This is a genomic window from Gulosibacter chungangensis, assembly GCF_008831155.1.
In the GTDB taxonomy this organism is placed as follows: Bacteria; Actinomycetota; Actinomycetes; order Actinomycetales; family Microbacteriaceae; genus Gulosibacter; species Gulosibacter chungangensis.
Map to the genome: position 1 here is coordinate 256,014 of NZ_WBKB01000002.1, position 21,232 is coordinate 277,245.

General features: G+C 61.4%; 21 protein-coding genes. All 21 read left to right on the forward strand.

The genetic code is table 11. The features are described from left to right. The first annotated feature begins 15 nt into the window (after positions 1-15). Entirely contained in the window at positions 16-579 is a 564-nt protein-coding gene (efp, locus tag F8O05_RS04585) for an elongation factor P (protein WP_158051573.1), read from the forward strand. Then, on the forward strand, positions 579-995 hold the full coding sequence (nusB, locus tag F8O05_RS04590) for a transcription antitermination factor NusB (protein WP_158051574.1): 417 nt from the start codon (positions 579-581) through the stop codon (positions 993-995). Before efp ends, nusB begins: the two co-directional genes overlap by 1 nt. 87 nt (positions 996-1,082) lie before the next feature. Beyond that, on the forward strand, positions 1,083-1,679 hold the full coding sequence (gene pyrR, locus F8O05_RS04595) for a bifunctional pyr operon transcriptional regulator/uracil phosphoribosyltransferase PyrR (RefSeq protein WP_225735731.1): 597 nt from the start codon (positions 1,083-1,085) through the stop codon (positions 1,677-1,679). Further along, positions 1,676-2,629, forward strand: coding sequence for an aspartate carbamoyltransferase catalytic subunit (locus tag F8O05_RS04600; RefSeq protein WP_158051576.1), 954 nt, complete (start codon positions 1,676-1,678; stop codon positions 2,627-2,629). The genes pyrR and F8O05_RS04600 overlap by 4 nt, the downstream gene beginning before the upstream one ends. Continuing rightward, positions 2,626-3,975: a dihydroorotase gene (locus F8O05_RS04605; protein ID WP_158051577.1), complete on the forward strand. Its 1,350-nt coding sequence runs from the start codon at positions 2,626-2,628 to the stop codon at positions 3,973-3,975. The genes F8O05_RS04600 and F8O05_RS04605 overlap by 4 nt, the downstream gene beginning before the upstream one ends. Before the next feature lie 3 nt (positions 3,976-3,978). Beyond that, on the forward strand, positions 3,979-4,500 hold the full coding sequence (locus tag F8O05_RS04610) for a PH-like domain-containing protein (protein ID WP_158051578.1): 522 nt from the start codon (positions 3,979-3,981) through the stop codon (positions 4,498-4,500). After that, on the forward strand, positions 4,497-5,651 hold the full coding sequence (carA, locus tag F8O05_RS04615; protein ID WP_158051579.1) for a glutamine-hydrolyzing carbamoyl-phosphate synthase small subunit: 1,155 nt from the start codon (positions 4,497-4,499) through the stop codon (positions 5,649-5,651). The genes F8O05_RS04610 and carA overlap by 4 nt, the downstream gene beginning before the upstream one ends. A 17-nt stretch (positions 5,652-5,668) precedes the next feature. Continuing rightward, entirely contained in the window at positions 5,669-8,977 is a 3,309-nt protein-coding gene (gene carB / locus F8O05_RS04620) for a carbamoyl-phosphate synthase large subunit (protein WP_158051580.1), read from the forward strand. After that, a complete protein-coding gene (pyrF, locus tag F8O05_RS04625; protein WP_225735732.1) occupies positions 8,974-9,864 on the forward strand; it encodes an orotidine-5'-phosphate decarboxylase in 891 nt (296 codons plus the stop codon). The genes carB and pyrF overlap by 4 nt, the downstream gene beginning before the upstream one ends. Next, a complete protein-coding gene (gene gmk, locus F8O05_RS04630) occupies positions 9,861-10,757 on the forward strand; it encodes a guanylate kinase (RefSeq protein ID WP_158051581.1) in 897 nt (298 codons plus the stop codon). Before pyrF ends, gmk begins: the two co-directional genes overlap by 4 nt. Positions 10,758-10,771: 14 nt before the next feature. After that, positions 10,772-11,110, forward strand: a complete 339-nt coding sequence (rpoZ, locus tag F8O05_RS04635; RefSeq protein WP_158051582.1) for a DNA-directed RNA polymerase subunit omega — start codon at positions 10,772-10,774, stop codon at positions 11,108-11,110. A gap of 6 nt (positions 11,111-11,116) precedes the next feature. Further along, the gene (gene coaBC, locus F8O05_RS04640) at positions 11,117-12,364 is read left to right on the forward strand and encodes a bifunctional phosphopantothenoylcysteine decarboxylase/phosphopantothenate--cysteine ligase CoaBC (RefSeq protein ID WP_158051583.1); all 1,248 of its coding nucleotides are present in this window, start codon (positions 11,117-11,119) and stop codon (positions 12,362-12,364) included. 112 nt (positions 12,365-12,476) lie between these two features. After that, a complete protein-coding gene (metK, locus tag F8O05_RS04645; RefSeq protein ID WP_158051584.1) occupies positions 12,477-13,667 on the forward strand; it encodes a methionine adenosyltransferase in 1,191 nt (396 codons plus the stop codon). Then, positions 13,668-15,689 carry a primosomal protein N' family DNA-binding protein gene (locus F8O05_RS04650; RefSeq protein WP_158051585.1) on the forward strand — a complete coding sequence of 674 codons (2,022 nt, stop codon included), beginning with the start codon at positions 13,668-13,670 and terminating at the stop codon, positions 15,687-15,689. Between the two features lie 35 nt (positions 15,690-15,724). Then, the gene (gene fmt / locus F8O05_RS04655; protein WP_158051586.1) at positions 15,725-16,639 is read left to right on the forward strand and encodes a methionyl-tRNA formyltransferase; all 915 of its coding nucleotides are present in this window, start codon (positions 15,725-15,727) and stop codon (positions 16,637-16,639) included. Then, positions 16,636-18,195 carry an RsmB/NOP family class I SAM-dependent RNA methyltransferase gene (locus F8O05_RS04660; RefSeq protein ID WP_158051587.1) on the forward strand — a complete coding sequence of 520 codons (1,560 nt, stop codon included), beginning with the start codon at positions 16,636-16,638 and terminating at the stop codon, positions 18,193-18,195. The genes fmt and F8O05_RS04660 overlap by 4 nt, the downstream gene beginning before the upstream one ends. Then, positions 18,192-18,854, forward strand: coding sequence for a ribulose-phosphate 3-epimerase (gene rpe / locus F8O05_RS04665; RefSeq protein ID WP_158051588.1), 663 nt, complete (start codon positions 18,192-18,194; stop codon positions 18,852-18,854). Before F8O05_RS04660 ends, rpe begins: the two co-directional genes overlap by 4 nt. 20 nt (positions 18,855-18,874) lie before the next feature. Next, positions 18,875-19,138 carry a phosphoribosyl-ATP diphosphatase gene (locus tag F8O05_RS04670; protein WP_158051589.1) on the forward strand — a complete coding sequence of 88 codons (264 nt, stop codon included), beginning with the start codon at positions 18,875-18,877 and terminating at the stop codon, positions 19,136-19,138. Positions 19,139-19,174: 36 nt separating this feature from the next. Further along, on the forward strand, positions 19,175-20,014 hold the full coding sequence (hisG, locus tag F8O05_RS04675) for an ATP phosphoribosyltransferase (RefSeq protein WP_158051590.1): 840 nt from the start codon (positions 19,175-19,177) through the stop codon (positions 20,012-20,014). 5 nt (positions 20,015-20,019) lie between these two features. Continuing rightward, entirely contained in the window at positions 20,020-20,811 is a 792-nt protein-coding gene (gene hisF, locus F8O05_RS04680) for an imidazole glycerol phosphate synthase subunit HisF (RefSeq protein WP_225735733.1), read from the forward strand. Beyond that, complete coding sequence (gene hisI / locus F8O05_RS04685) at positions 20,804-21,232, forward strand: phosphoribosyl-AMP cyclohydrolase (RefSeq protein ID WP_158051592.1); 429 nt, start codon at positions 20,804-20,806, stop codon at positions 21,230-21,232. Before hisF ends, hisI begins: the two co-directional genes overlap by 8 nt.

Consider the following 21,232-nt stretch of genomic DNA (forward strand, 5'->3'; position numbering starts at 1 on the left):
GAAAGGACATATCACATGGCAACCACCGCCGACATCAAAAACGGCATCGTCATGATCATCGACGGCCAGCTCTGGCAGGTAGTTGAGTTCCAGCACGTCAAGCCCGGCAAGGGTGGCGCATTCGTCCGCACGAAGCTGAAGAACGTCGTGCAGGGCAAGACCGTGGACCGTACCTTCAACGCGGGCGCGAAGATTGAGACGGCCACCGTTGATCGCCGCGACTTCCAGTACCTGTACCAGGACGGCGAAGACTTCGTGTTCATGGACGTGAAGGACTATGACCAGCTCACGGTCCCCGCTGCCACGGTCGGTGACGCCGCGAACTACATGCTCGAGCAGCAGCAAGTGCAGATTGCAATGTACGAGGGCAACCCCCTCTATGTAGAAATGCCGCCCTCGGTCGTACTCGAAATCACCTACACGGAGCCGGGCCTGCAGGGCGACCGTTCGAACGCCGGCACGAAGCCCGCGACCCTCGAGACCGGTGCTGAGATTCAGGTGCCGTTGTTCGTGAACCAGGGCACCCGAGTGAAGGTCGACACTCGTACCGGTGACTACCTCGGTCGTGTGAACGACTAGTGAGCGCACGTACTAAGGCGCGCAAGCGCGCGCTGGATATGCTGTTTCAGGCGGACCTCGTCGAGCGAGAACTCGCCGAGGTGCTTGCGGACGAACAGGTTCGCGCAGCCAATGAACCCGAACGAGAAGCGTCCTGGCGCTACGCCCGGCAAATCGTTGCCGGGGTGGCAGAGCACCTCGATGACATTGACGCCGAGCTCGAATCCACTTCCCGCGACTGGCGCCTCGAACGCATGCCGCGAGTCGATCGTGCAATTCTGCGCATCGGCGTGTGGGAGATCCGATATAACGCGGATGTTCCGAATGCCGTTGCCATCGCGGAGGCGGTCTCCAGCGCCACGGAATATTCCACGGAGGATTCCAGTCGATTCATTAACGGCGTGCTCGGCCGCATTGCGGACCGACACGTTGGCTGAGCCGGAGATCTCCGGCGCAGTGCTAGGCTAAAACCCGTACAGACTCATCCTTTAATGCCGTCCAGAGAGGCGGGGAAGGGGGTCACTGTGGTTGAGCGTATCGTGCTCCAACCCGGCGACATTTCGCGCGCACTCATGCGCATTGCCCACCAAATCATCGAAGCGAACCAGGGTACCGAGAACGTCGTATTGCTCGGAATCCCGACTCGCGGTGTGCCACTCGCGAAGCGACTCGGCGAAAACCTTCGCGCCATTGGCTCGCTTGAAGGCAGCGGCTTCGACACGCAGGGCTCGGTCGGGATGCTTGACATCACGATGTACCGGGACGACCTGCGTCGTCGACCGCTCACCGAATCTCACCCCACGTCGATCCCCACGGATGGTATTGACGACAAGACGGTGGTGCTCGTCGACGACGTGCTCTACTCGGGGCGAACCATTCGTGCGGCGCTCGACGCGATCAGCGACATTGGCCGACCCCGGAAGGTTCAGCTCGCGGTTCTCGTCGACCGTGGTCACCGAGAGCTCCCAATCCGAGCTGATTTCGTGGGGAAGAATCTGCCTTCGGCACGCAGCGAACGCATCGCCGTGGAACTTGTCGAAGTTGATGGCGGAGAGGACCGCGTCATCATCCGTGACCAGCAGGGTGAGAGTGACGATTCGACACCGCGAGGGGCACAATGAAACACCTGATTTCGACCGCTGAACTCACTCGCGAAGAGGCACTCCTGCTGTTGGACACGGCCGAGGATATGGCCGCCACCCAGGAACGTGCGGTCAAGAAGCTTCCCGCGCTGCGCGGCATCACCGTGGTCAACCTCTTCTATGAGGATTCAACTCGCACGCGGATCTCGTTCGAAGCCGCCGAAAAGCGGCTGAGCGCGGACGTGATTAACTTCGCCGCGAAGGGTTCCTCGGTCTCCAAGGGTGAATCCCTGAAAGACACGGCTCAGACACTGCACGCAATTGGTGCCGATGCCGTCGTGATTCGGCATCCTTCTTCGGGTGCACCGCAAATGCTCGCGGAGCGCGGCTGGATTAACACGCCGATTCTCAATGCCGGTGACGGCCAGCACGAGCATCCCACCCAGGCGCTCCTCGATGCCTTCACCCTGCGTCGACGACTGCACGGCAACGCATCCCGTGGGAAAGACCTGAACGGCGCGCACGTGGTGATTGTCGGCGACATCCTTCACTCGCGGGTCGCGCGATCGAACGTCTGGCTGCTCAATACCCTCGGTGCGAAAGTGACCCTGGTCGGCCCACCGACGCTCATCCCTTCGACGACCGCACACTGGCCCGCCGAAACGAGCTATGACCTCGATGCGGTGCTGCGCGAGCAGCCCGACGCGGTCATGCTATTGCGCATCCAGGCCGAAAGAATGCAAGACGCCTTCTTCCCTCACACCCGGGAGTATGCCCGCCGTTGGGGCCTGAGCGAAGCGCGACTGCGTCGACTCCCGGAGAACTCGGTGGTAATGCACCCAGGACCCATGAACCGAGGCCTCGAGATTTCGAGTGCGGCGGCTGATTCCCCCCAATCCACTGTGTTAGAACAGGTCGCAAACGGTGTGAGTGTGCGTATGGCAGCGCTCTACCTGCTCTGTTCGAACGAGAACGAAGGACGAGCATGAGCACGATTCTGATTCGTGGTGCCCAGCCCTATGGCGAAGAACCGCGCGACATTCTGATCGAGGGCGAGCGCATCGCGAAGATCGCTGCGACTGGCACGATCGAGGCGCCGGAGGGTGCCGAGGTGATCGAAGGGCAGGGGCTTATCGCACTGCCCGGTCTCGTCGACCTGCACGTGCACCTGCGCGAACCCGGCTTTGAGTCCTCCGAGACCGTCCTCAGCGGTAGCCGTGCCGCCGCCAAGGGTGGCTTCACGACCATCTTCGCGATGCCGAACACGAGCCCGGTACAGGACACCGCTGGGGTTGTAGAAACGGTGTGGGCCCTCGGCCGGGAAGCCGGTTATGCGGATGTCCAGCCGATCGGTGCGGTCACCGTCGGACAAGCGGGGGAGCACCTTGCCGAACTCGGCTCGATGGCAGACTCGCGCGCACAGGTGCGCGTGTTCTCCGATGACGGCCACTGCGTATTCGACCCGCTCATCATGCGCCGGGCACTCGAATACGTCAAAGCCTTCGGCGGCGTCGTAGCCCAACACGCACAGGACCCAAAGCTCACCGTCGGTGCGCAAATGAACGAGGGTTCGTTGTCTGCCGAACTTGGCCTGGGCGGCTGGCCCGAGGTTGCCGAGACTTCAATCATCGCGCGGGATGCGCTGCTCGCGGAGCAGGTCGATTCGCGGGTGCACGTGTGCCACCTCTCGACCGCAACGGCAGTGGACATCGTGCGCTTCGCCAAGGCTCGCGGGATCAAAATCACCGCCGAGGTCACGCCGCACCACCTGCTGCTCACCGAAGAAAAGGTGCGCGGCTTCGACGCGCGCTTCAAGGTAAACCCACCCCTGCGGACCGAAGCCGACGTCATCTCGCTGCGAGAAGCACTCGCCGACGGCACGATTGACGTGGTGGGCACCGACCACGCACCCCACCCAATTGACAGCAAACAAAAAGAGTGGGACCACGCCGCGATGGGCATGGTTGGCCTCGAATCAGCGCTGCGCATCGTGCACGCGACGATGGTGAACACGGGTCTGTTGGATTGGCGCGGTGTTGCGCGGGTGATGAGCGAAACACCTGCGAGAATTGGTGTTGCCCCGGAAGCCGGTCGTCCGCTTGCCGAAGGGGAACTCGCCAATATCGTGCTCTACGACGCCGAAACCTCGAGTGTGTTTACCGAACAGGATCTTGCCGGGAAATCGATTAATTCGCCCTACCTTGGCCTGGAACTTCCCGGATCGGTGGAATACACCGTGTACCGGGGAACCCCAACCCTTCGAGCCGGCACCCCGGTATCCGAAGAAGAAGTGGCGCGCGCGAACCGCAACCGCCTCGCTGAAAGAGAGCTCTAATACATGGGACCCATTGTGTGGACCGTTGGCATCATCCTTGGCATCGCCATCATCGTTGGCGCAATGTGGCTGGGATGGAACCGACGACGCCGCCGTCAGGTGAGCATCCCACCAGCCCCCGAGCTTCCAGAGCACCTTAGCGAGCCGAGCTTCGCCGTGGACGACGCACACTACGTCGCCACTTCCGTAACGGGCAATGCACTCAACCGCATCGCCGTGCGACCACTGGCATACCGAGGCCGTGCCGTGATCGAAGTTCACCCCAGTGGTGTTGCGATTGGGGTGACCGGCGAGCGCCCATTCTTCATCCCCAGCGATGCCATCACACTCGTTGCGCGCACCCAGGCAACAATCGACCGTGCTGTTGAGCCGAATGGACTCATCGCAGTGCAATGGAATATCGGCCCGGAACACTCAGTCGAGACCTTCATCCGAGTCGTGAACCCCAGTGCTCGAGCAGAACTCCTCGAAGCCATCACCAATATTTCTGATCTTTCCAACGCAACCCGTGAGGAGCACAAATGATCCGCACCGAACCCGCCGTACTCGTTCTTGAAGACGGTACCCGTTACGAAGGCTTCGCCTACGGTGCCACCGGTGAGCGTCTTGGCGAAGTCGTGTTCACCACCGGCATGACCGGCTACCAAGAGACACTTTCTGACCCCAGCTACGCGGGCCAGATCGTCGTCCAGACTGCGCCGCACATCGGCAACACCGGTGTAAACCAGCAAGACATGGAATCCGACAAGTTCTGGGTTGCCGGTTATGTCGTCCGTGACGCCAGCCGAGTGGTGTCGAACTTCCGCGCCGAGGGAGACCTCGAAAGCGCCCTACAGGCCGAAGGTATCGTCGGTATCTGCGATGTGGACACGCGTGCGCTGACCCGTCGAATTCGTAACGCTGGTGCGATGCGCGGTGGCGTTTTCTCGGGCGAGGCATACGGGCAGGACGCGGATGCGCAACTCGAGAAGGTCAAGGCACAGCCCTCGATGGCGGGCCAATACCTCTCGGATGTCGTGACCACGAAAGAGGCGTACCTCCTCGAACACACCACCGAGGGCGAGGCGATCGGTTCGGTCGCGTTGATCGACCTCGGCGTGAAGCGTGCCACCCCGTGGAACCTCACCACCCGCGGCTTTGATGTTCACGTACTGCCGGCTGATGTCACCGCAGAGCAAGTGCGCGCACTCGACGTCGACGCCGTCTTCTACTCGAATGGTCCGGGCGACCCTCAGGCGAATGACGCCCAGGTGACGCTATTGCAGGAGCTGCTGCGCGAGGGCTACCCGTTCATGGGCATCTGCTTCGGCAATCAGCTGCTTGGTCGTGCCCTTGGTTTCGGAACCTACAAGCTGCCCTTCGGCCACCGCGGGGTCAACCAGCCGGTACGTGACACCGCCACGAACCGCGTAGAGATCACCTCGCAGAACCACGGTTTCGCGGTGGATGTACCACTTGACGAAACCGTGGACTCACCCACGGGCTTCGGCCGCGTAGAGGTCAGCCACATCGGTCTGAACGACCAGGTTGTTGAAGGCATCCGCTGCCTCGACATCCCCGCATTCTCCGTGCAGTTCCACCCCGAGGCCGCATCCGGCCCGCACGACGCCGCACCGCTATTCGATCGCTTCCGCGACATGGTGCTCGAAGCGTCCGCAAAGAAGTCCGAGAAGTAGTAGGAGCCCACACACTTATGCCTAAGCGCTCAGATATCAACAGTGTTCTCGTGATCGGCTCCGGTCCGATCGTGATCGGCCAGGCCGCCGAGTTTGACTACTCCGGAACCCAAGCCTGCCGCGTGCTCCGCGAAGACGGCGTCCGGGTCATCCTGGTGAACTCCAACCCGGCCACCATCATGACCGACCCAGACTTCGCGGATGCCACCTACGTGGAACCGATCACTCCCGAAGCGATCGAAGCGATCATCATCAAGGAAAAGCCGGATGCAATTCTGCCTACCCTTGGTGGCCAGACCGCGCTCAACGCGGCGATGAAACTCGATGAACTCGGCATCCTCGCGAAATACGATGTCGAGCTCATCGGTGCGAAGGTGGATGCGATTCGCCGAGGCGAAGACCGTCAGGAATTCAAGGAAGTTGTCGAAAAGTGCGGTGCCGAATCGGCTCGCTCTTTCATCGCGAAGACTCCGGAAGAGGCCAAGCAGTACGCCGCCGAACTCGGCTATCCCTTGGTTGTGCGCCCCTCGTTCACTATGGGTGGGCTCGGCTCGGGCTTCGCCTACACCGAGGCAGAACTCATGCGCATCGTCGAGGATGGTCTGCTGTCTTCGCCGACCTCCGAGGTGCTGCTGGAAGAATCCATCCTGGGTTGGAAAGAGTATGAGCTCGAGCTCATGCGCGATAACTCGGACAACACGGTCGTAATCTGCTCGATTGAGAATGTCGACCCCGTGGGCGTTCACACCGGTGACTCGATCACGGTTGCCCCGGCACTGACGCTCACCGATGTTGAATACCAGCACCTGCGTGACGTGGGAATCGCGATCATTCGCGAAGTGGGTGTAGACACCGGTGGCTGCAATATTCAGTTTGCTGTGAACCCGGTCGACGGTCGTGTGATCGTGATCGAAATGAACCCGCGTGTATCCCGCTCCTCTGCGCTTGCTTCGAAGGCCACCGGCTTCCCGATTGCCAAGATGGCGGCCAAGCTCGCACTGGGCTACCGCCTCGATGAAATCGCGAACGACATCACCAAGGTCACCCCGGCAAGCTTTGAACCCTCGATCGACTACACCGTCGTGAAGGTGCCGCGCTTCAACTTCGAGAAGTTCCCGGCTGCAGACCCCGTCCTCACCACCACCATGAAGTCGGTGGGTGAGGCAATGTCGCTGGGTCGTAACTTCACCACGGCGCTGCAGAAGGCGCTGCGTTCGCTCGAAAAGCGTGGCTCCTCCTTCACCTGGGTGGAAGACTCGCGCTCCGTGGAGGAGCTCCTCGAGTCGATGAAGATCCCGACCGATGGTCGCATCGTGGATGTCCAGAAGGCACTCGCCAAGGGCGCCACGGTTGAGCAGGTCTTCGAATCGACGAAGATCGATCCCTGGTTCCTTGACCAGATCGTGCTGATCAACGAGGTCGCCGAGTTGATCAAGGCCGCCGAGGGGCTGGATGCGCCGACCCTGCGGATCGCGAAGGGCCACGGTTTCTCGGATGCGCAGATCGCGGAACTGCGTGGGCTCGAGGAAGGCGAAGTGCGTGCGATTCGTCGCAACGCCGGCGTGCGTCCCGTCTACAAGACGGTGGACACCTGCGCGGGCGAATTCCCGGCCTTTACGCCGTACCACTACTCGAGCTATGACCAGGAGACCGAGGTGGAAGCCTCGGACCGTCAGAAGATCATCATCCTCGGTGCCGGCCCCAACCGCATCGGACAGGGTATTGAATTCGACTACTCGTGTGTGCACGCATCCTTTGCCCTTTCGGAAGCAGGCTTCGAGACCATCATGGTCAACTGCAACCCCGAGACGGTCTCGACCGACTATGACACCTCGGATCGTCTCTACTTCGAACCGCTGACGCTCGAAGACGTGCTGGAAATCGTGGATGTCGAGCGCGCGAACGGTGAGCTGCTCGGTGTAATCGTGCAGCTCGGTGGCCAGACCGCACTCGGTCTCGCGAAGGGGCTAGAGGCTGCGGGCGTGCCGATTCTCGGCACCAGCCCCAGCGCCATCGATCTTGCCGAAGAGCGTGGCCTGTTCTCAAAGATTCTTGATGACGCTGGACTCGCCGCGCCTGCCAATGGCACCGCCACCGATCGTGCGAGTGCACACGAGGTAGCCGAGCGTATCGGCTTCCCAGTACTCGTGCGCCCCAGTTTCGTGCTCGGGGGACGCGGCATGGAGATTGTCTATGACTCGGCGCAGCTCGACGATTACTTCGTTCGCAGTGAGGGCGAAGTGATCATTAGCGCCTCGCACCCGCTGCTGGTGGACCGTTTCCTCGACGACGCGACCGAAATCGACGTGGACGCGCTCTACGACGGCACCGATCTCTACATCGGCGGCATCATGGAGCACATCGAGGAAGCCGGTATTCACTCCGGTGACTCGGCATGTACGCTTCCCGCCATCACCCTGTCGAATAAGGTGCTCGGTGAGGTCCGCGAGGCTACCCGCAAGATTGCGCAGGGAATCGGCGTCAAGGGGCTGCTCAACGTACAGTTCGCGATTGGTGCTGGTCGACTCTACGTGCTCGAGGCGAACCCCCGAGCCTCGCGTACCGTCCCGTTCGTCTCGAAGGCCCTTGGTGTGCAACTCGCGAAGGCTGCCAGCCGGGTCATGGCCGGTGCGAGCATTGCCGATCTGCGGAGCGAGGGGATCCTGCCAACCACCGGTGACGGCACCTTCCAGCCGCTGGACACCCCCGTCGCGGTGAAGGAAGCAGTGCTTCCCTTCAAGCGCTTCCGCACCCTCGAAGGTTCGATTGTGGACACGCTGCTCTCCCCGGAGATGCGTTCCACCGGTGAAGTTATGGGTATCGACAGTGACTTCCCGCGGGCGTTCGCGAAGAGCCAGCTTGCCGCATACGGGGGCTTGCCGACGTCCGGCAACGTGTTCGTCTCGGTCAACGACCGCGACAAGCGCGTCATTGTGGCGCCGGTGATGCGCTTGGTGGAGCTGGGCTTCAAGATTTTCGCAACCGAAGGCACCGCGCTGGTGCTTGGCCGCCACGGCGTGCAGGCTGAACTCGTGGGTAAGTTCACCCAGGAGGGGGAGCCTGCTACCGACGCGGCTGGTCAGCGCAATATCGTTGACATGATCCACACTGGCGAGATCGACATGGTGATTAACACCCCGTCGTCCGGCGGCTCCTCACGCGGTGACGGTTACGAGATTCGTACCGCGGCAGTGTCTGCCGACCTGCCGATCTTTACGACGATGTCGGAACTGCAGGCAGCGGTGGCCTCCTTCGAGGTAATGCAGAATGGCTTCACAGTTACTTCGCTCCAGGACTACCACGCCCAACGAAAGGCAAGCGCGTGACTACTGCAGAAGCTCCCATCGGCGAGCGCTCATTCGGTGAGCGACTCTCGGACACCATGGATCGATACGGTCACCTCTGCGTAGGGATTGACCCGCACACCTACTTGCTCGAAAAATGGAATCTGCCGGTATCGGCCGTCGGCGCCCACGAATTCGGGCTGCGGATCATCGAAAAGCTCGAGAACCGTGTCGGCATCGTGAAGCCTCAGGTGGCGTTCTATGAGCGCTTTGGGGCCTCGGGGTTCAAGGTATTGGAAGACGTCTTTGAAGCCGCTCGTGCGGCGGGCCTGATCGTCATCGCAGATGTTAAGCGCGGAGACGTCGGGTCCACGCTGGAAGCGTATTCAGAGGCTTGGTTGACCCCGGGCATGCCGCTAGAAGCTGATGCGATGACGATCAACCCGTACCAGGGTTTCGATACCTTCCGGCCGCCGTTGGAAATGACCGAAAAGTACCACAAGGGCCTTTTCGTGCTGGCTGCCACCTCGAACCCTGAATCGGCGTCGGTGCAAACCGCACGCCGGGTTCGCGGTTCGCAGGAAGGTCGTACGGTGGCGGGCGGAATTGCCGCCCGCGCCGCGCGCTGGAACCGGGAACACTCGGACGGGCGCACGAAGGGCTCCGTCGGTGTCGTGATCGGTGCCACGGTCGACCTGGAAATGCTCGATATCGATGTGGATGACCTCGCGACCGAGCCGGATACGCCAATTTTGGCTCCGGGCTTTGGTCACCAGGGAGCAAATTTTGCTGATGTTAGGCGTATTTTCGGCAAGTCAGCAGACAATGTCATTGTGACTTCTTCACGTGCCATGGTCGAAGATGGACACGATGGTCTTGATCGAGCAATCGATACCCAATTAGCCACCCTAGAGACAGCATTTGCATGAACCAGAAACCGCCTCCCGTCGACCGCGTCGCCGCATCCCGTGCGGCGGTCGCGGCTCGGCGAGCGCGGGCCGCAGTGAAAGCGAGAATCGCGAGCGGCGCCGCTAGGCCTCTCGATGTTCTCGCCGCCTCAGAGGACCGTGATAGCGCGGCGTCCTCATTGCGCGTAACTCAGTTTTTGCGATCGATTCCGCATATCGGGGTTACCAAAACCGATCGCATCCTGAACGATCTGGGCATCGCACCGGTCAAACGCCTCGGCGGACTGGGCCGAAATCAGCGCACCAAACTTGCGGAGTTTCTCGACCAGTGGGAGAAATCCTCACCCGATTCGCCACGAGTGGTGGTGCTCGCCGGGCCTACTGCCGTGGGTAAAGGTACCGTCTCGCAGTACATTCGCGATAACTACCCGCAGGTTCATATTTCGGTTTCCGCAACCACCCGCAAGCCCCGCCCCGGCGAGGTGGAAGGCAAGGATTACTACTTCGTCGATGACAGCGAGTTTGATCGCCTGATTGCCGAAGACGAGTTGCTCGAACACGCCACCGTTCACAACTCCTATCGCTACGGCACGCCCCGCGGGCCAATCTTGGAAAGGCTTTCTGAGCAGCAACCTGTGCTGCTGGAAATCGATCTCCAGGGTGCGCGACAGGTGAAGGAACAAATGCCAGAGGCTAGAATGGTGTTTCTATTGCCTCCGAGCTGGGAAGAGCTAGTAAATAGACTCGTCGGCCGGGGTACCGAATCTCCCGAAGAACAGGAACGACGGCTCCAAACCGCCAAGGTGGAACTTGCCGCACAGGATGAGTTTGACGCTCGTGTTGTGAACGATTCCGTTCCGCAGGCCGCGCAACAGATTGTGCGCCTGATGGGCTTTAGAGAAGACTTGAGATAGTGAGAGGAATCCACATGATTGACAAGCCCAAGGGCATTATTGACCCACCTTTGGACGACCTTCTCGAGCGGGTTGACAATAAATACCAGCTCGTCATTTTTGCGTCCAAGCGGGCACGTCAGATCAATGACTACTACACCGACCTCCAGGACGGTGCGATTTACAATAACGTCGGTCCGCTCGTGGATTCGAACGTTGACGACAAGCCGCTTTCCATCGCGCTGCGTGAGATCAACGAAGGCAAGCTCTCGATGCACGAACCGCGCGAAGAGGCGATCATCCTTGAAGACGATGACGCTGAAGACTTGCTCGACTTTGGTGAGGACACCGTCAGCCCTGCAGAAGCTGAATAGCAGGAAATGACGGAAACAGCGCAGGCGCCCGCATGGCGCATTGTTGTTGGTGTCACCGGAGGAATCGCGGCCTACAAGGCTGTCTCGGTTATCCGTTCCTTGGTGCTACTCGGTCACCACGTGGACGTGATCGCCACGCAAGAGGCCCTGCGCTTTGTCGGTGCGCCCACATTTGAGGCGATTAGCCGCAATCCGATTCGTACCGATCTCTTCGAGAACGTTTCGAAGGTGCAGCATGTCGCTTTCGGCCAGGCCGCGGACGTGATCGCCGTGGTGCCGGCCACCGCGAACACCCTCGCGAAGCTTTCCATCGGTATGGCCGATGACCTGCTGACGAACACGATTCTTGCGTCGCTCGCGCCAGTGGTCGTGGCGCCCGCCATGCACACAGAAATGTGGCAGCACCCCGCCACACAGACCAATGTCCGTCGGCTCGATGAGCGCGGCGTGACAGTGGTGGGGCCCGATTCGGGTCGGTTGACCGGCACCGATGAGGGGCCCGGACGATTGGCGGAGACCGATGAAATCGTGAACGCCATTCTTGCTGCGGCCCGCCGCGGCGCGCGAGAGCGACAGGATGCGGAACTCGAGCGTGACTTGGTGGGGCGCGACATTCTCGTGACGGCCGGTGGCACCCGCGAACCCATTGACCCGGTTCGCTTCCTTGGAAATCGTTCTTCTGGGCGTCAGGGTGTCGCGCTGGCGGCGCGTGCGGCCGAGCGCGGTGCGGATGTCACCTTGCTTGCCGCGAATATTGAGGTGCCCGCCCCCGCGAACGTCAACGTGGTGCGTGTGTCGAGCGCGGAACAGCTGGCTGCTGCCTGTGCCGAGCTGGCACCGCGGCACGACACCATTATCATGGCGGCGGCTGTCGCAGACTTTCGGCCCGAGCATGTGCAGACCGGCAAAATCAAGAAGGAAGCCACGGGGGAAGAGCTCACCCTGACCTTCAAGAAGAATCCGGACATCCTCCGCAATATGGTTGCGGCGAGGGTTGACGGGCAAACCATTATTGGGTTTGCGGCCGAGACCGAAGAAGACGATCAGGCTCGCTTGGAGCTCGCCCGCGCGAAGGTCAAGCGCAAGGGATGCGATTTTCTTGTGCTCAACCGGGTCGGGTGGAACCACGGATTTGGCCGGGAAGAGACCGAAGTACAGGTCCTCAAACTTTCCGGTGAAGTTGTCAAGGAAGCGGTCGGCGACAAAATGTCGGTGGCCGATGCAATCCTTGATGTCGCGCGCGAACGCGCGTAGTTCGACCCGGTGGAAGCAAATCCGCCGAACCGGACACCGATTATCACAACAGTCCTCCCACGCCTCGTCGGCTTCGGCCGATGCGGCGCACTCCTAGGGAAAGTGAAACGCAATGACCGAACTACGACTCTTTACTTCCGAGTCAGTGACCGAAGGCCACCCGGATAAGATCTGCGATCAGATTTCCGATGGCATTCTCGATAATCTCCTCGAGCAGGACCCCAATGCCCGCGTCGCAGTTGAAACGCTCGTGACGACCGGACAGGTTCACGTGGCGGGTGAAATCCGCACCGAAGGCTACGCCGACATTCCGGGCATTGTCCGCAAGGTGATTACCGATATTGGGTACATCTCCAGCGACTTTGGGTTTGACGGTAACCTTTGCGGGGTTTCTGTCTCGGTTGGGGAACAGTCGGCCGAAATCGCTTCGGGTGTCGAAACTTCGCTGCAGCACCGTGACGAACTCGACTCCGACGAAATTGCCAAGCTCGGCGCCGGCGACCAGGGCATCATGTTCGGGTACGCGAGCGACGAAACCGCAGAGCTTATGCCGCTGCCAATTTGGCTGGCCCACCGCCTTTCGGAACGACTCACAGAGGTCCGCAAGCAGGGCATCCTTGGCTACCTTCGCCCCGACGGGAAGACCCAGGTCACGATCGGGTACGAAGGTGATGTGCCGCGCACGGTGGAGACCATTGTGGTGTCCACACAGCACGGTCCCGAAGTGTCCCGGGAACAGCTTGAAACCGAGATCAAGCGTGAGGTAATTGACGTGGTTCTCGAACGAATTTCGCTGGATGCGAGCGGGCTCAAGATCTTCATTAATCCTGCCGGCCCCTTTGTCCTCGGTGGCCCCGCGGCAGACGCCGGCCTGACGGGCCGGAAAATCATTGTGGACACTTACGGCGGTATGGCACGCCACGGTGGCGGTGCATTCTCCGGTAAGGACCCGTCCAAGGTTGACCGCTCGGCTGCCTATGCAATGCGCTGGGTAGCGAAAAATGTCGTGGCTGCCGGGTTTGCCAAGCGTGTCGAGTTCCAAGTTGCGTATGCAATTGGGTCTGCGGAGCCCGTCGGCCTGTACTGCGAAACCTTTGGTACGCACAGCATTGAGCCCGAGAAGATTGTGGCGGCCGTGAAGGAGGTCTTTGACCTGCGTCCTGGCGCGATTATCCGCGATTTGGACCTCAACCGACCGATCTATTCCTTGACCTCCGCATACGGTCATTTCGGCCGGGAACTGCCCGAGTTCACCTGGGAGCGCACTGACCGGGTCTCTGCACTGCGCGCGGCCGTGAGCTAAATGTCGAGCGAGTCGGCAGCGGCTGAGCGCGAGCACGGAGACGAGCCGCGCATCGCTAAGGTGGTGCTGGACTCACCGCTGCCGCAGCTCGACCGGATTTTTGAGTACGAGATCCCACCCGCACTCCGCAGCGAGATCGCTCCGGGGATGCGTGTCAAAGCGCCGCTTCGAAGCGGTGGCCGCATAGTGCGGGGTTTCGTGCTTGGAACCAGTCATACGCCGGAATATTCCGGTCGCCTCGCGGTGCTCGATTCGCTGGAATCCACGGCGCGGGTACTCACCCCGGCAATCGCACAGCTGGCGCGCGCGGTGGCAGACCGACAAGCGGGAACGGTGTCCGATGTGTTGCGGCTCGCGATCCCCGCTCGCTCGGTAAAGCTCGAGGGTGAGTGGCTGCTTGACGAAGATGGTGTCCGCGCCGAGCGCATTGCGAATCCCGAGCCCGTCGCACCAAATCTCGAAACCTTGACCGCCGCCTACGGGGACGCCGCCGAGCAGCTGTGCGCAGGAACACCCGAAAACCGGGTCGCCATTCGCGTCGCAACTGGGATGACCCACGGCGTACCGCGTCAGTTGGTGACGATCGCCGACATTGCGGCCGGTTGCCTCGCATCCGGAAAATCAGTCTTGGTGCTGCTACCAGACTTTCGAGATCTTGACCTCGCGCTTCGACCCCTGCGCGAACGGGTGCCGGAGTCACGCATCCGACTCTTCGACGGGCGCCTGAAACCAAAACCTCGTTATGAAGAGTTCTTGCGGGCACTCGAACCCATTCCGCAGATCATCATCGGCAACCGAGCGGCGGTTTATGCACCGGCGTATGATCTCGGCCTGATTGTCATGTGGGACGACGGGGATGAGTCGTACCGGGAACCACACGCGCCGTACGCGCATGCGCGTGAGGTTGCGTTGATGCGCAGCCAACTTGAAGGCACCGGAGTGATTCTCGCGAGTCATTCGCCGTCGCTCGAGGCCAGACGACTGGTGAGAACCGGCTGGCTGCGAGAAGTTCAACTGCGTATTCCGCATCGGCCAAAGATCATCCCCGCGGTCGCGACAATGACTGACGACCCGCACGCTCAGGCTGCGCGTATCCCGGAGGCAGCCTGGCGAGCCGCACGTGCAGGGACTGAAACCGGCCCCGTGCTGATTCAAGTCGGGCGGGCCGGGTATCGACCGGGTCTTGCTTGCGCGCGCTGTCGCACTTTGGCTCGTTGTGCCAACTGCCAAGGGCCACTCGGTCAACGCAGCGCCAATGCGGTGCCGAACTGTACCGTGTGCGGGCAACTGCACGCGGCTTGGCACTGCCCGGAATGCGGCTCCGAACAACTGCGGGGTGCAAGCGTCGGGCACGAGCGCACAGCGGAAGAACTCGGCCGAGCGTTTCCGGGAATTAAGGTGCTCACCGCCGACGGGGAAAAGCGACTGGTCGAAGTACCCGATGAACCGGCGCTCGTGATTTCGACCAGGGGAGCGGAGCCCGTGACAGAACACGGCTACCGTGCGGTGCTGCTACTGGACACCGAAGGCGCCCTTGCGCGCGAATCTCTTGATGCCGTGCTGGCTGCCTTACAATCGTGGTCGAATGCGGCGGCGCTGGCGGCGGACGGAGCACCGGTAATTGTCACCGGCGCGGCCTCGGCACCCTTGGAAGCCCTGCGGGACTGGCAGCAACAGCGATTTGTAGATTATGAGCTCGACGAACGGCTCGCGCTGGAGTTCCCACCGGCCGTGCGTATCGGCACGATACGTGGCACCGAGGAGGAAGTGGACAGTGCCCTGCGGCGGCTGCGGGATCTCGCAGTGAACGGACTGCACGTGCTCGGGCCGGTGCCGGACGAAGAAGACGCCAACCTGCAGCGCGCGGTGATCCGATTCCCTTATAAGGCCGGTGCTGACATCGCCGCTAGCCTCAAGAGTGAACTTGTGGCTCGAGCCGCGGCGTCGAGACGGAAGAGTGCGGGGCGGCCCAGTCCCGCATCCACCTTGCGCGTCAAACTCGACGCGACCGATGTCTTCTAGACGCCGCGTACGATCAAATCAACCCAGGAGGTTTCATGCGAATTGCCTTTGCCGGTACTCCGGACGCGGCAGTGCCCACGCTCGATGGGCTGGTGGCAGCGGGCCACGAGATTGTGGCGGTGATTACCCGGGAGGATGCGCCCACGGGCCGCAAGCGTCGTCTCACCCCGTCACCCGTTGCGGCACGAGCGGCGGCTCTCGAACTGCCGATTATCAAGGCAAACCGAATCGATGCCGAGGCGAGCGCGCAAATCCTCGCACTCGAGCCGGAACTGGGCGTCGTCGTGGCCTATGGCGGACTGATTCGCGAGCCGCTACTGACCGGCCCGACGCACGGCTGGATTAATCTGCACTTTTCTCAACTGCCCAAGTGGCGTGGGGCTGCGCCCGTGCAGCGAGCAATCATGTCGGGCGAACCGGACAGTGGCATTGCGGTATTTCAGCTCGAAGCTGGGCTCGACACCGGCCCCACCTTCGTCAACCGCGCGGTAGCGATCGAAGCGGACGAAACGGCCGGCGAATTGCTCGCGCGGCTTGCCGAAGCGGGGGTCAAGGATGTCCTCAATACCGTGACAGCGATTGCCGATGGGAGCGCCACAGCGACCCCGCAGACTGGCGAACCGACGCACGCGGCAAAGCTCGAAACTGCTGACGGGAAAATTAGCTGGCAGGATACGGCCGCAGCATTGCACGCACAAATCCGCGGGGTCACGCCCGATCCCGGAGCCGCCACCACTTGGAACGGAGAACGGTTTAAGATTCACCGCGTCACCCTCGCCGAAGCGAACGACCTGGCACCCGGTGAAGTGGCACTGCGTGAGCGCGCCGTGCTCGTCGGATGCGGCAGCGGTTCTTTGCAACTCATCGAGGTACAACCCGCCGGAAAGCGGGCCATGGCGGCAGTCGACTGGCTGCGCGGGGTGCAGGACGAGAAAGTGACCCTGGGATGAGCGATCGGGAACAGCGGCATGGAAGCGCTGGGAATGGCCAACGAGGTCGCCGACGGCCTGCGCAAGTCAAATCCGGCAGCAATCGTTCCGGAGCTAATCGGTCGGGAGCTAATCGCTCCGGTGGCAACAAAACTGGCGGCGCAAAGGGTCGGAACGCACAGCCCGGAGCCCGCGATGTTGCGCTCGATGTGCTCATAGCAGTCGCCGTCGATGATGCCTATGCGAACCTGCTACTGCCGCATCGCCTCCGCGAGGCCAATCTCAGTCGGGAAGACGCGGGACTTGCCACCGAACTGACATACGGCACCCTGCGCAGCTCGGGCTATTACGACGCGATTGTTGAATTAGTCGCAAAGCGCCCCATCGCAGAAGTGGATGCATTGGCACGGACAGCGCTGCAGCTTGGCGCACACCAGTTGCTCGCGACCCGGGTGGCCAGCCACGCGGCGGTCAACGAAACGGTCAACGCGGTTCGGCGACGCGGCGGGGTTGGTCCCAGCGGTTTTGTGAATGCGAACCTCCGACGGATCTCCGAAGCCGATGCCGGCACTTGGCAGGCACGGGTGGCCGAAAGCATTCCAGACGAGCTGGCGCGACTTGCGGTGCTGGAATCGCATCCATTGTGGATTGCCCGAGCGCTTCGCGAGGCACTCAGCTTGGAACACCGCGAAGACGAACTGACGGCAGCGCTCGCCGCAAATAATGCCTCGCCGCAAATCCAGTTGGCCGCGTTGCCTGGGAAAACCGCGCGCGAAGCGGTCCTGGCCGCGCATCCGTCACTGTTGACAGACGATCCGGCGTCACCGGTTGCGATGAAACTCGCTGGCGGTGACCCGAGCGACCTCGAAGAAGTGCGCGAGGGTGTCGTGCGCGTGCAAGACGCCGGTTCGCAATTAGTGGCGCTCGCGCTTACTCGCGCGGAGCCGCTCAAAGCCGGTGAACGAGTGCTGGACTTGTGTGCCGGTCCAGGTGGTAAATCTGCCCTGTTGGCGGCGGAAGTGCTCGCCGCGGGCGGAGACTTCAGCGCGAATGAAGTTGTACCGGCAAGGGCAAAGCTGGTGCGCCAAGCCCTCGCGGTGCTGGGGGACGAGCAGTCGCTGCCGGTGACCGAGCTGGATGGCCGTGAATACGGCAAGGGCAGAGAGCAGTTTGACCGGATTTTGGTGGATGCACCCTGCACCGGGCTTGGCGCCCTTCGCCGTCGACCGGAAGCGCGCTGGCGTAAACAACCGAGCGATGTCGCCGAACTCAGCGCGCTGCAGGAAGAACTCCTCGCGGCAGCCGTCAACGCTGTCGTCCCGGGCGGCCTGGTGGCCTATGTGACCTGTTCCCCGCATCCCGCCGAAACAGTTGGCATTGTGCGTCGCGCATATCGTCACGGTGGCCTTGAGGTGGTTGACGCGCCCGCCATCTGCCGCCAGCTCGCACCCGAACTCGAATTGAGCGGGATTGCCGTTGGGGATGGCCACGCACTGCAGCTCTGGCCCCACCGTCACGGGACTGACGCCATGTTCCTCGCCCTGCTACGAAAGACCGATAAGAAGGAACCCGAATGACCGCCGCCCGCATTAATCCCTCGATTCTCGCCGCCGACTTCGCAAACTTTGAACGCGAACTCGATCGCATCAAGACGGCGGATGCCGCCCACGTGGACATCATGGACAACCATTTTGTGCCGAACCTCACGTTCGGCCAGCCCATGGTTGAGCGGCTGCAGGAAGTCTCACCAATTCCGCTAGACCTGCACCTGATGATTCAAGACCCTGACCGGTGGGCACCGGAATTCGCCGAACTGGGCGTTTTTTCGGTCACCTTCCACCTCGAGGCGGCGACGGCACCCGCCACACTCGCGCGCAGCATCCGCGCGCGAGGCGCGCGAGCCGGTGTGGCACTGCGCCCGGGCACGCCGTTCAACCAGATCGAGGAACTGCTCGAACACTTTGATCAATTGCTGATCATGACCGTTGAGCCGGGCTTTGGCGGGCAAAAATTCATGCCCGAGACGATGCCAAAACTGCGACAAGCGCGCGAGTGGGCTCGCAAGCACGACTCCGAAATCTGGCTTCAGGTGGATGGCGGGGTCTCCGAAGACACAATTGGCATGGCTCTCGAGGCCGGAGCAGACACGTTCGTGGCGGGTTCCGCGGTATTCAAGGGTGAGCCAGCCGAGGAAATTGCGAAGCTGCGTGCAATTGCCGCGCAACACGCACACTGAACACGCACTAGGCTGGCAGGGTGAAGACCTTCGAATCACTTTTTGCAGAACTCTCCGAAAAGGCAGCCACCCGTCCCGCTGGCTCCGGCACCGTCGAGGAACTCGATCGCGGCGTCCATTTCATCGGCAAAAAGCTCGTCGAAGAGGCCGCTGAAACCTGGATGGCCGCCGAATATGAGTCGGATGCCGAGTGCCAGGAAGAGATGGCACAGCTGCTCTACCATCTGCAGGTCATGATGATCGCCAAGGGCTATCAGCTCGAAGACGTCTACAAGTTTCTCTAATCAATCTTCCATCCCAGTACATCACTAAGGGGATCAATGCTTCGCATCGCAGTGCCGAATAAAGGCATGCTTTCTTCGACGGCCAATGAAATGTTGGTCGAGGCGGGCTACCGTGGCCGCCGCAATGACCGAGAACTCGTTGCTCTCGACCCCGAGAACGGCGTCGAGTTCTTCTACATCCGTCCACGCGATATCGCCACCTACGTTGGTGAGGGTGTGCTGGATATTGGTATCACCGGCCGCGACATGCTGCTCGACTCTGAGTCGAAGGCGCAGGAAATCCGCGCGCTTGAGTTCGGCGACTCAACCTTCCGCTTTGCGGGCCCTCCGGGCGACTTCAACACCGTCGAGGACCTCGCGGGGAAGCGGGTAGCAACAAGCTACACGGGGCTGCTCGAGCAGTACTTCCGCGAACGCGGCATCGATGCTGAACTGGTCAAGCTCGATGGGGCAGTTGAGTCCTCCATCCAGCTCGGTGTGGCGGATGCGGTGGCCGATGTGGTGTCCACCGGGAATACGCTGCGACAAGCCGGCCTAGAGATTTTCGGCCCGGTGATTCTTGATTCCACTGCGATCCTGATTTCCACACCGGAAAAGGTCGGTGCAGCCGAGACCCTGATTAAGCGTCTCGAGGGTGTCTTGGTGGCTCGTCGCTACAGCATCATGGACTACGACATTCCATCTTCCCGACTCGAAGACGCCATGGCCATCACGCCCGGTTTCCAGTCGCCCACGGTGTCGCCGCTGCACGACGAGGAATGGGTAGCGGTGCGTTCACTTGTCCCACAGAGCGACCTCAACGGCACGATGGACAAGCTCTCAGCAATCGGTGCCCGGGCGATCCTCGTGACCGCGCTACAGGCAGCTCGGATGTGATTGACGTGAACGATACGACTTCTCTTGCAGTTCGCGTTATTCCCTGCCTCGACGTGGCCGATGGCCGCGTTGTCAAGGGCGTGAACTTCCTCAACCTTCGCGACGCCGGTGACCCGGTCGAGCTCGCTGCGAAATACGCGGCCGACGGTGCCGATGAAATTACCTTTCTTGACGTAACGGCGACCAGCGACAACCGTGCAACGACCTACGACCTCGTTACCCGAACCGCCGAACAGGTCTTCGTGCCGCTCACGGTCGGCGGGGGAGTGCGTTCCGTAGAGAACGTCACCAAACTCCTCGCCTCGGGGGCCGACAAGGTCGGGGTGAACTCGGCGGCGATTGCCAGACCCGAGCTAATCGATGAAATTGCCCAGAAGTTCGGTGCCCAGGTACTTGTCTTGTCGCTCGACGTTAAGCGTTCGGAGCGGATGCCCTCCGGGTTTGTGGTGACCACCCACGGTGGCCGCAAGGAATCTGATCTTGATGCGATTGTTTGGGCTCGTGAAGTGGGCGAACGGGGTGCCGGTGAGCTACTCGTGAACTCGATGGACGCCGATGGCACTAAGGACGGTTACGACCTCGAATTGATCTCGCTCGTACGTGAGGTGGCGAGCGTTCCGGTGATTGCATCCGGTGGTGCCGGGAAGGTTGCCGACTTTGCGCCCGCGATTCGAGCCGGAGCGGATGCCGTGCTCGCGGCGAGTGTTTTCCACTACGGCGAAATGACGGTTTCGGATGTGAAGCAGGCGCTTCACGAGGCTGGCCTACCAGTTCGATTGGGCGCCAAGAATGCGTAATGCGACCGCACTGACGGGAAGCGAAATCGAAGCCATTGTCGCGGCCCTCACGTTTGATGAGCAGGGACTGATTCCAGCGATTGCAAAACAGTGGGACACCGGCGAGGTGCTCATGATGGCGTGGATGAATGCGGAATCGATCCGACAGACTCTGGAGTCACGCCGTGCCGTGTACTGGTCGCGTTCCCGCGGTGAGCTGTGGCGCAAGGGGGACACTTCGGGACACTCCCAGCGGGTGATGAGCTTCCAAGTGGACTGCGATGCCGATACGATCCTCTTGGGCGTCGACCAGGTCGGTGCCGCATGCCATCTCAATACGCGCACCTGCTGGGATGCTGATCCGCTCGGTGTCACATTTGCCATCGGCGAAAACTCAGATACCGAATCGCCCAGCGACGAGTTGAACCAAGACGAAAGCTAG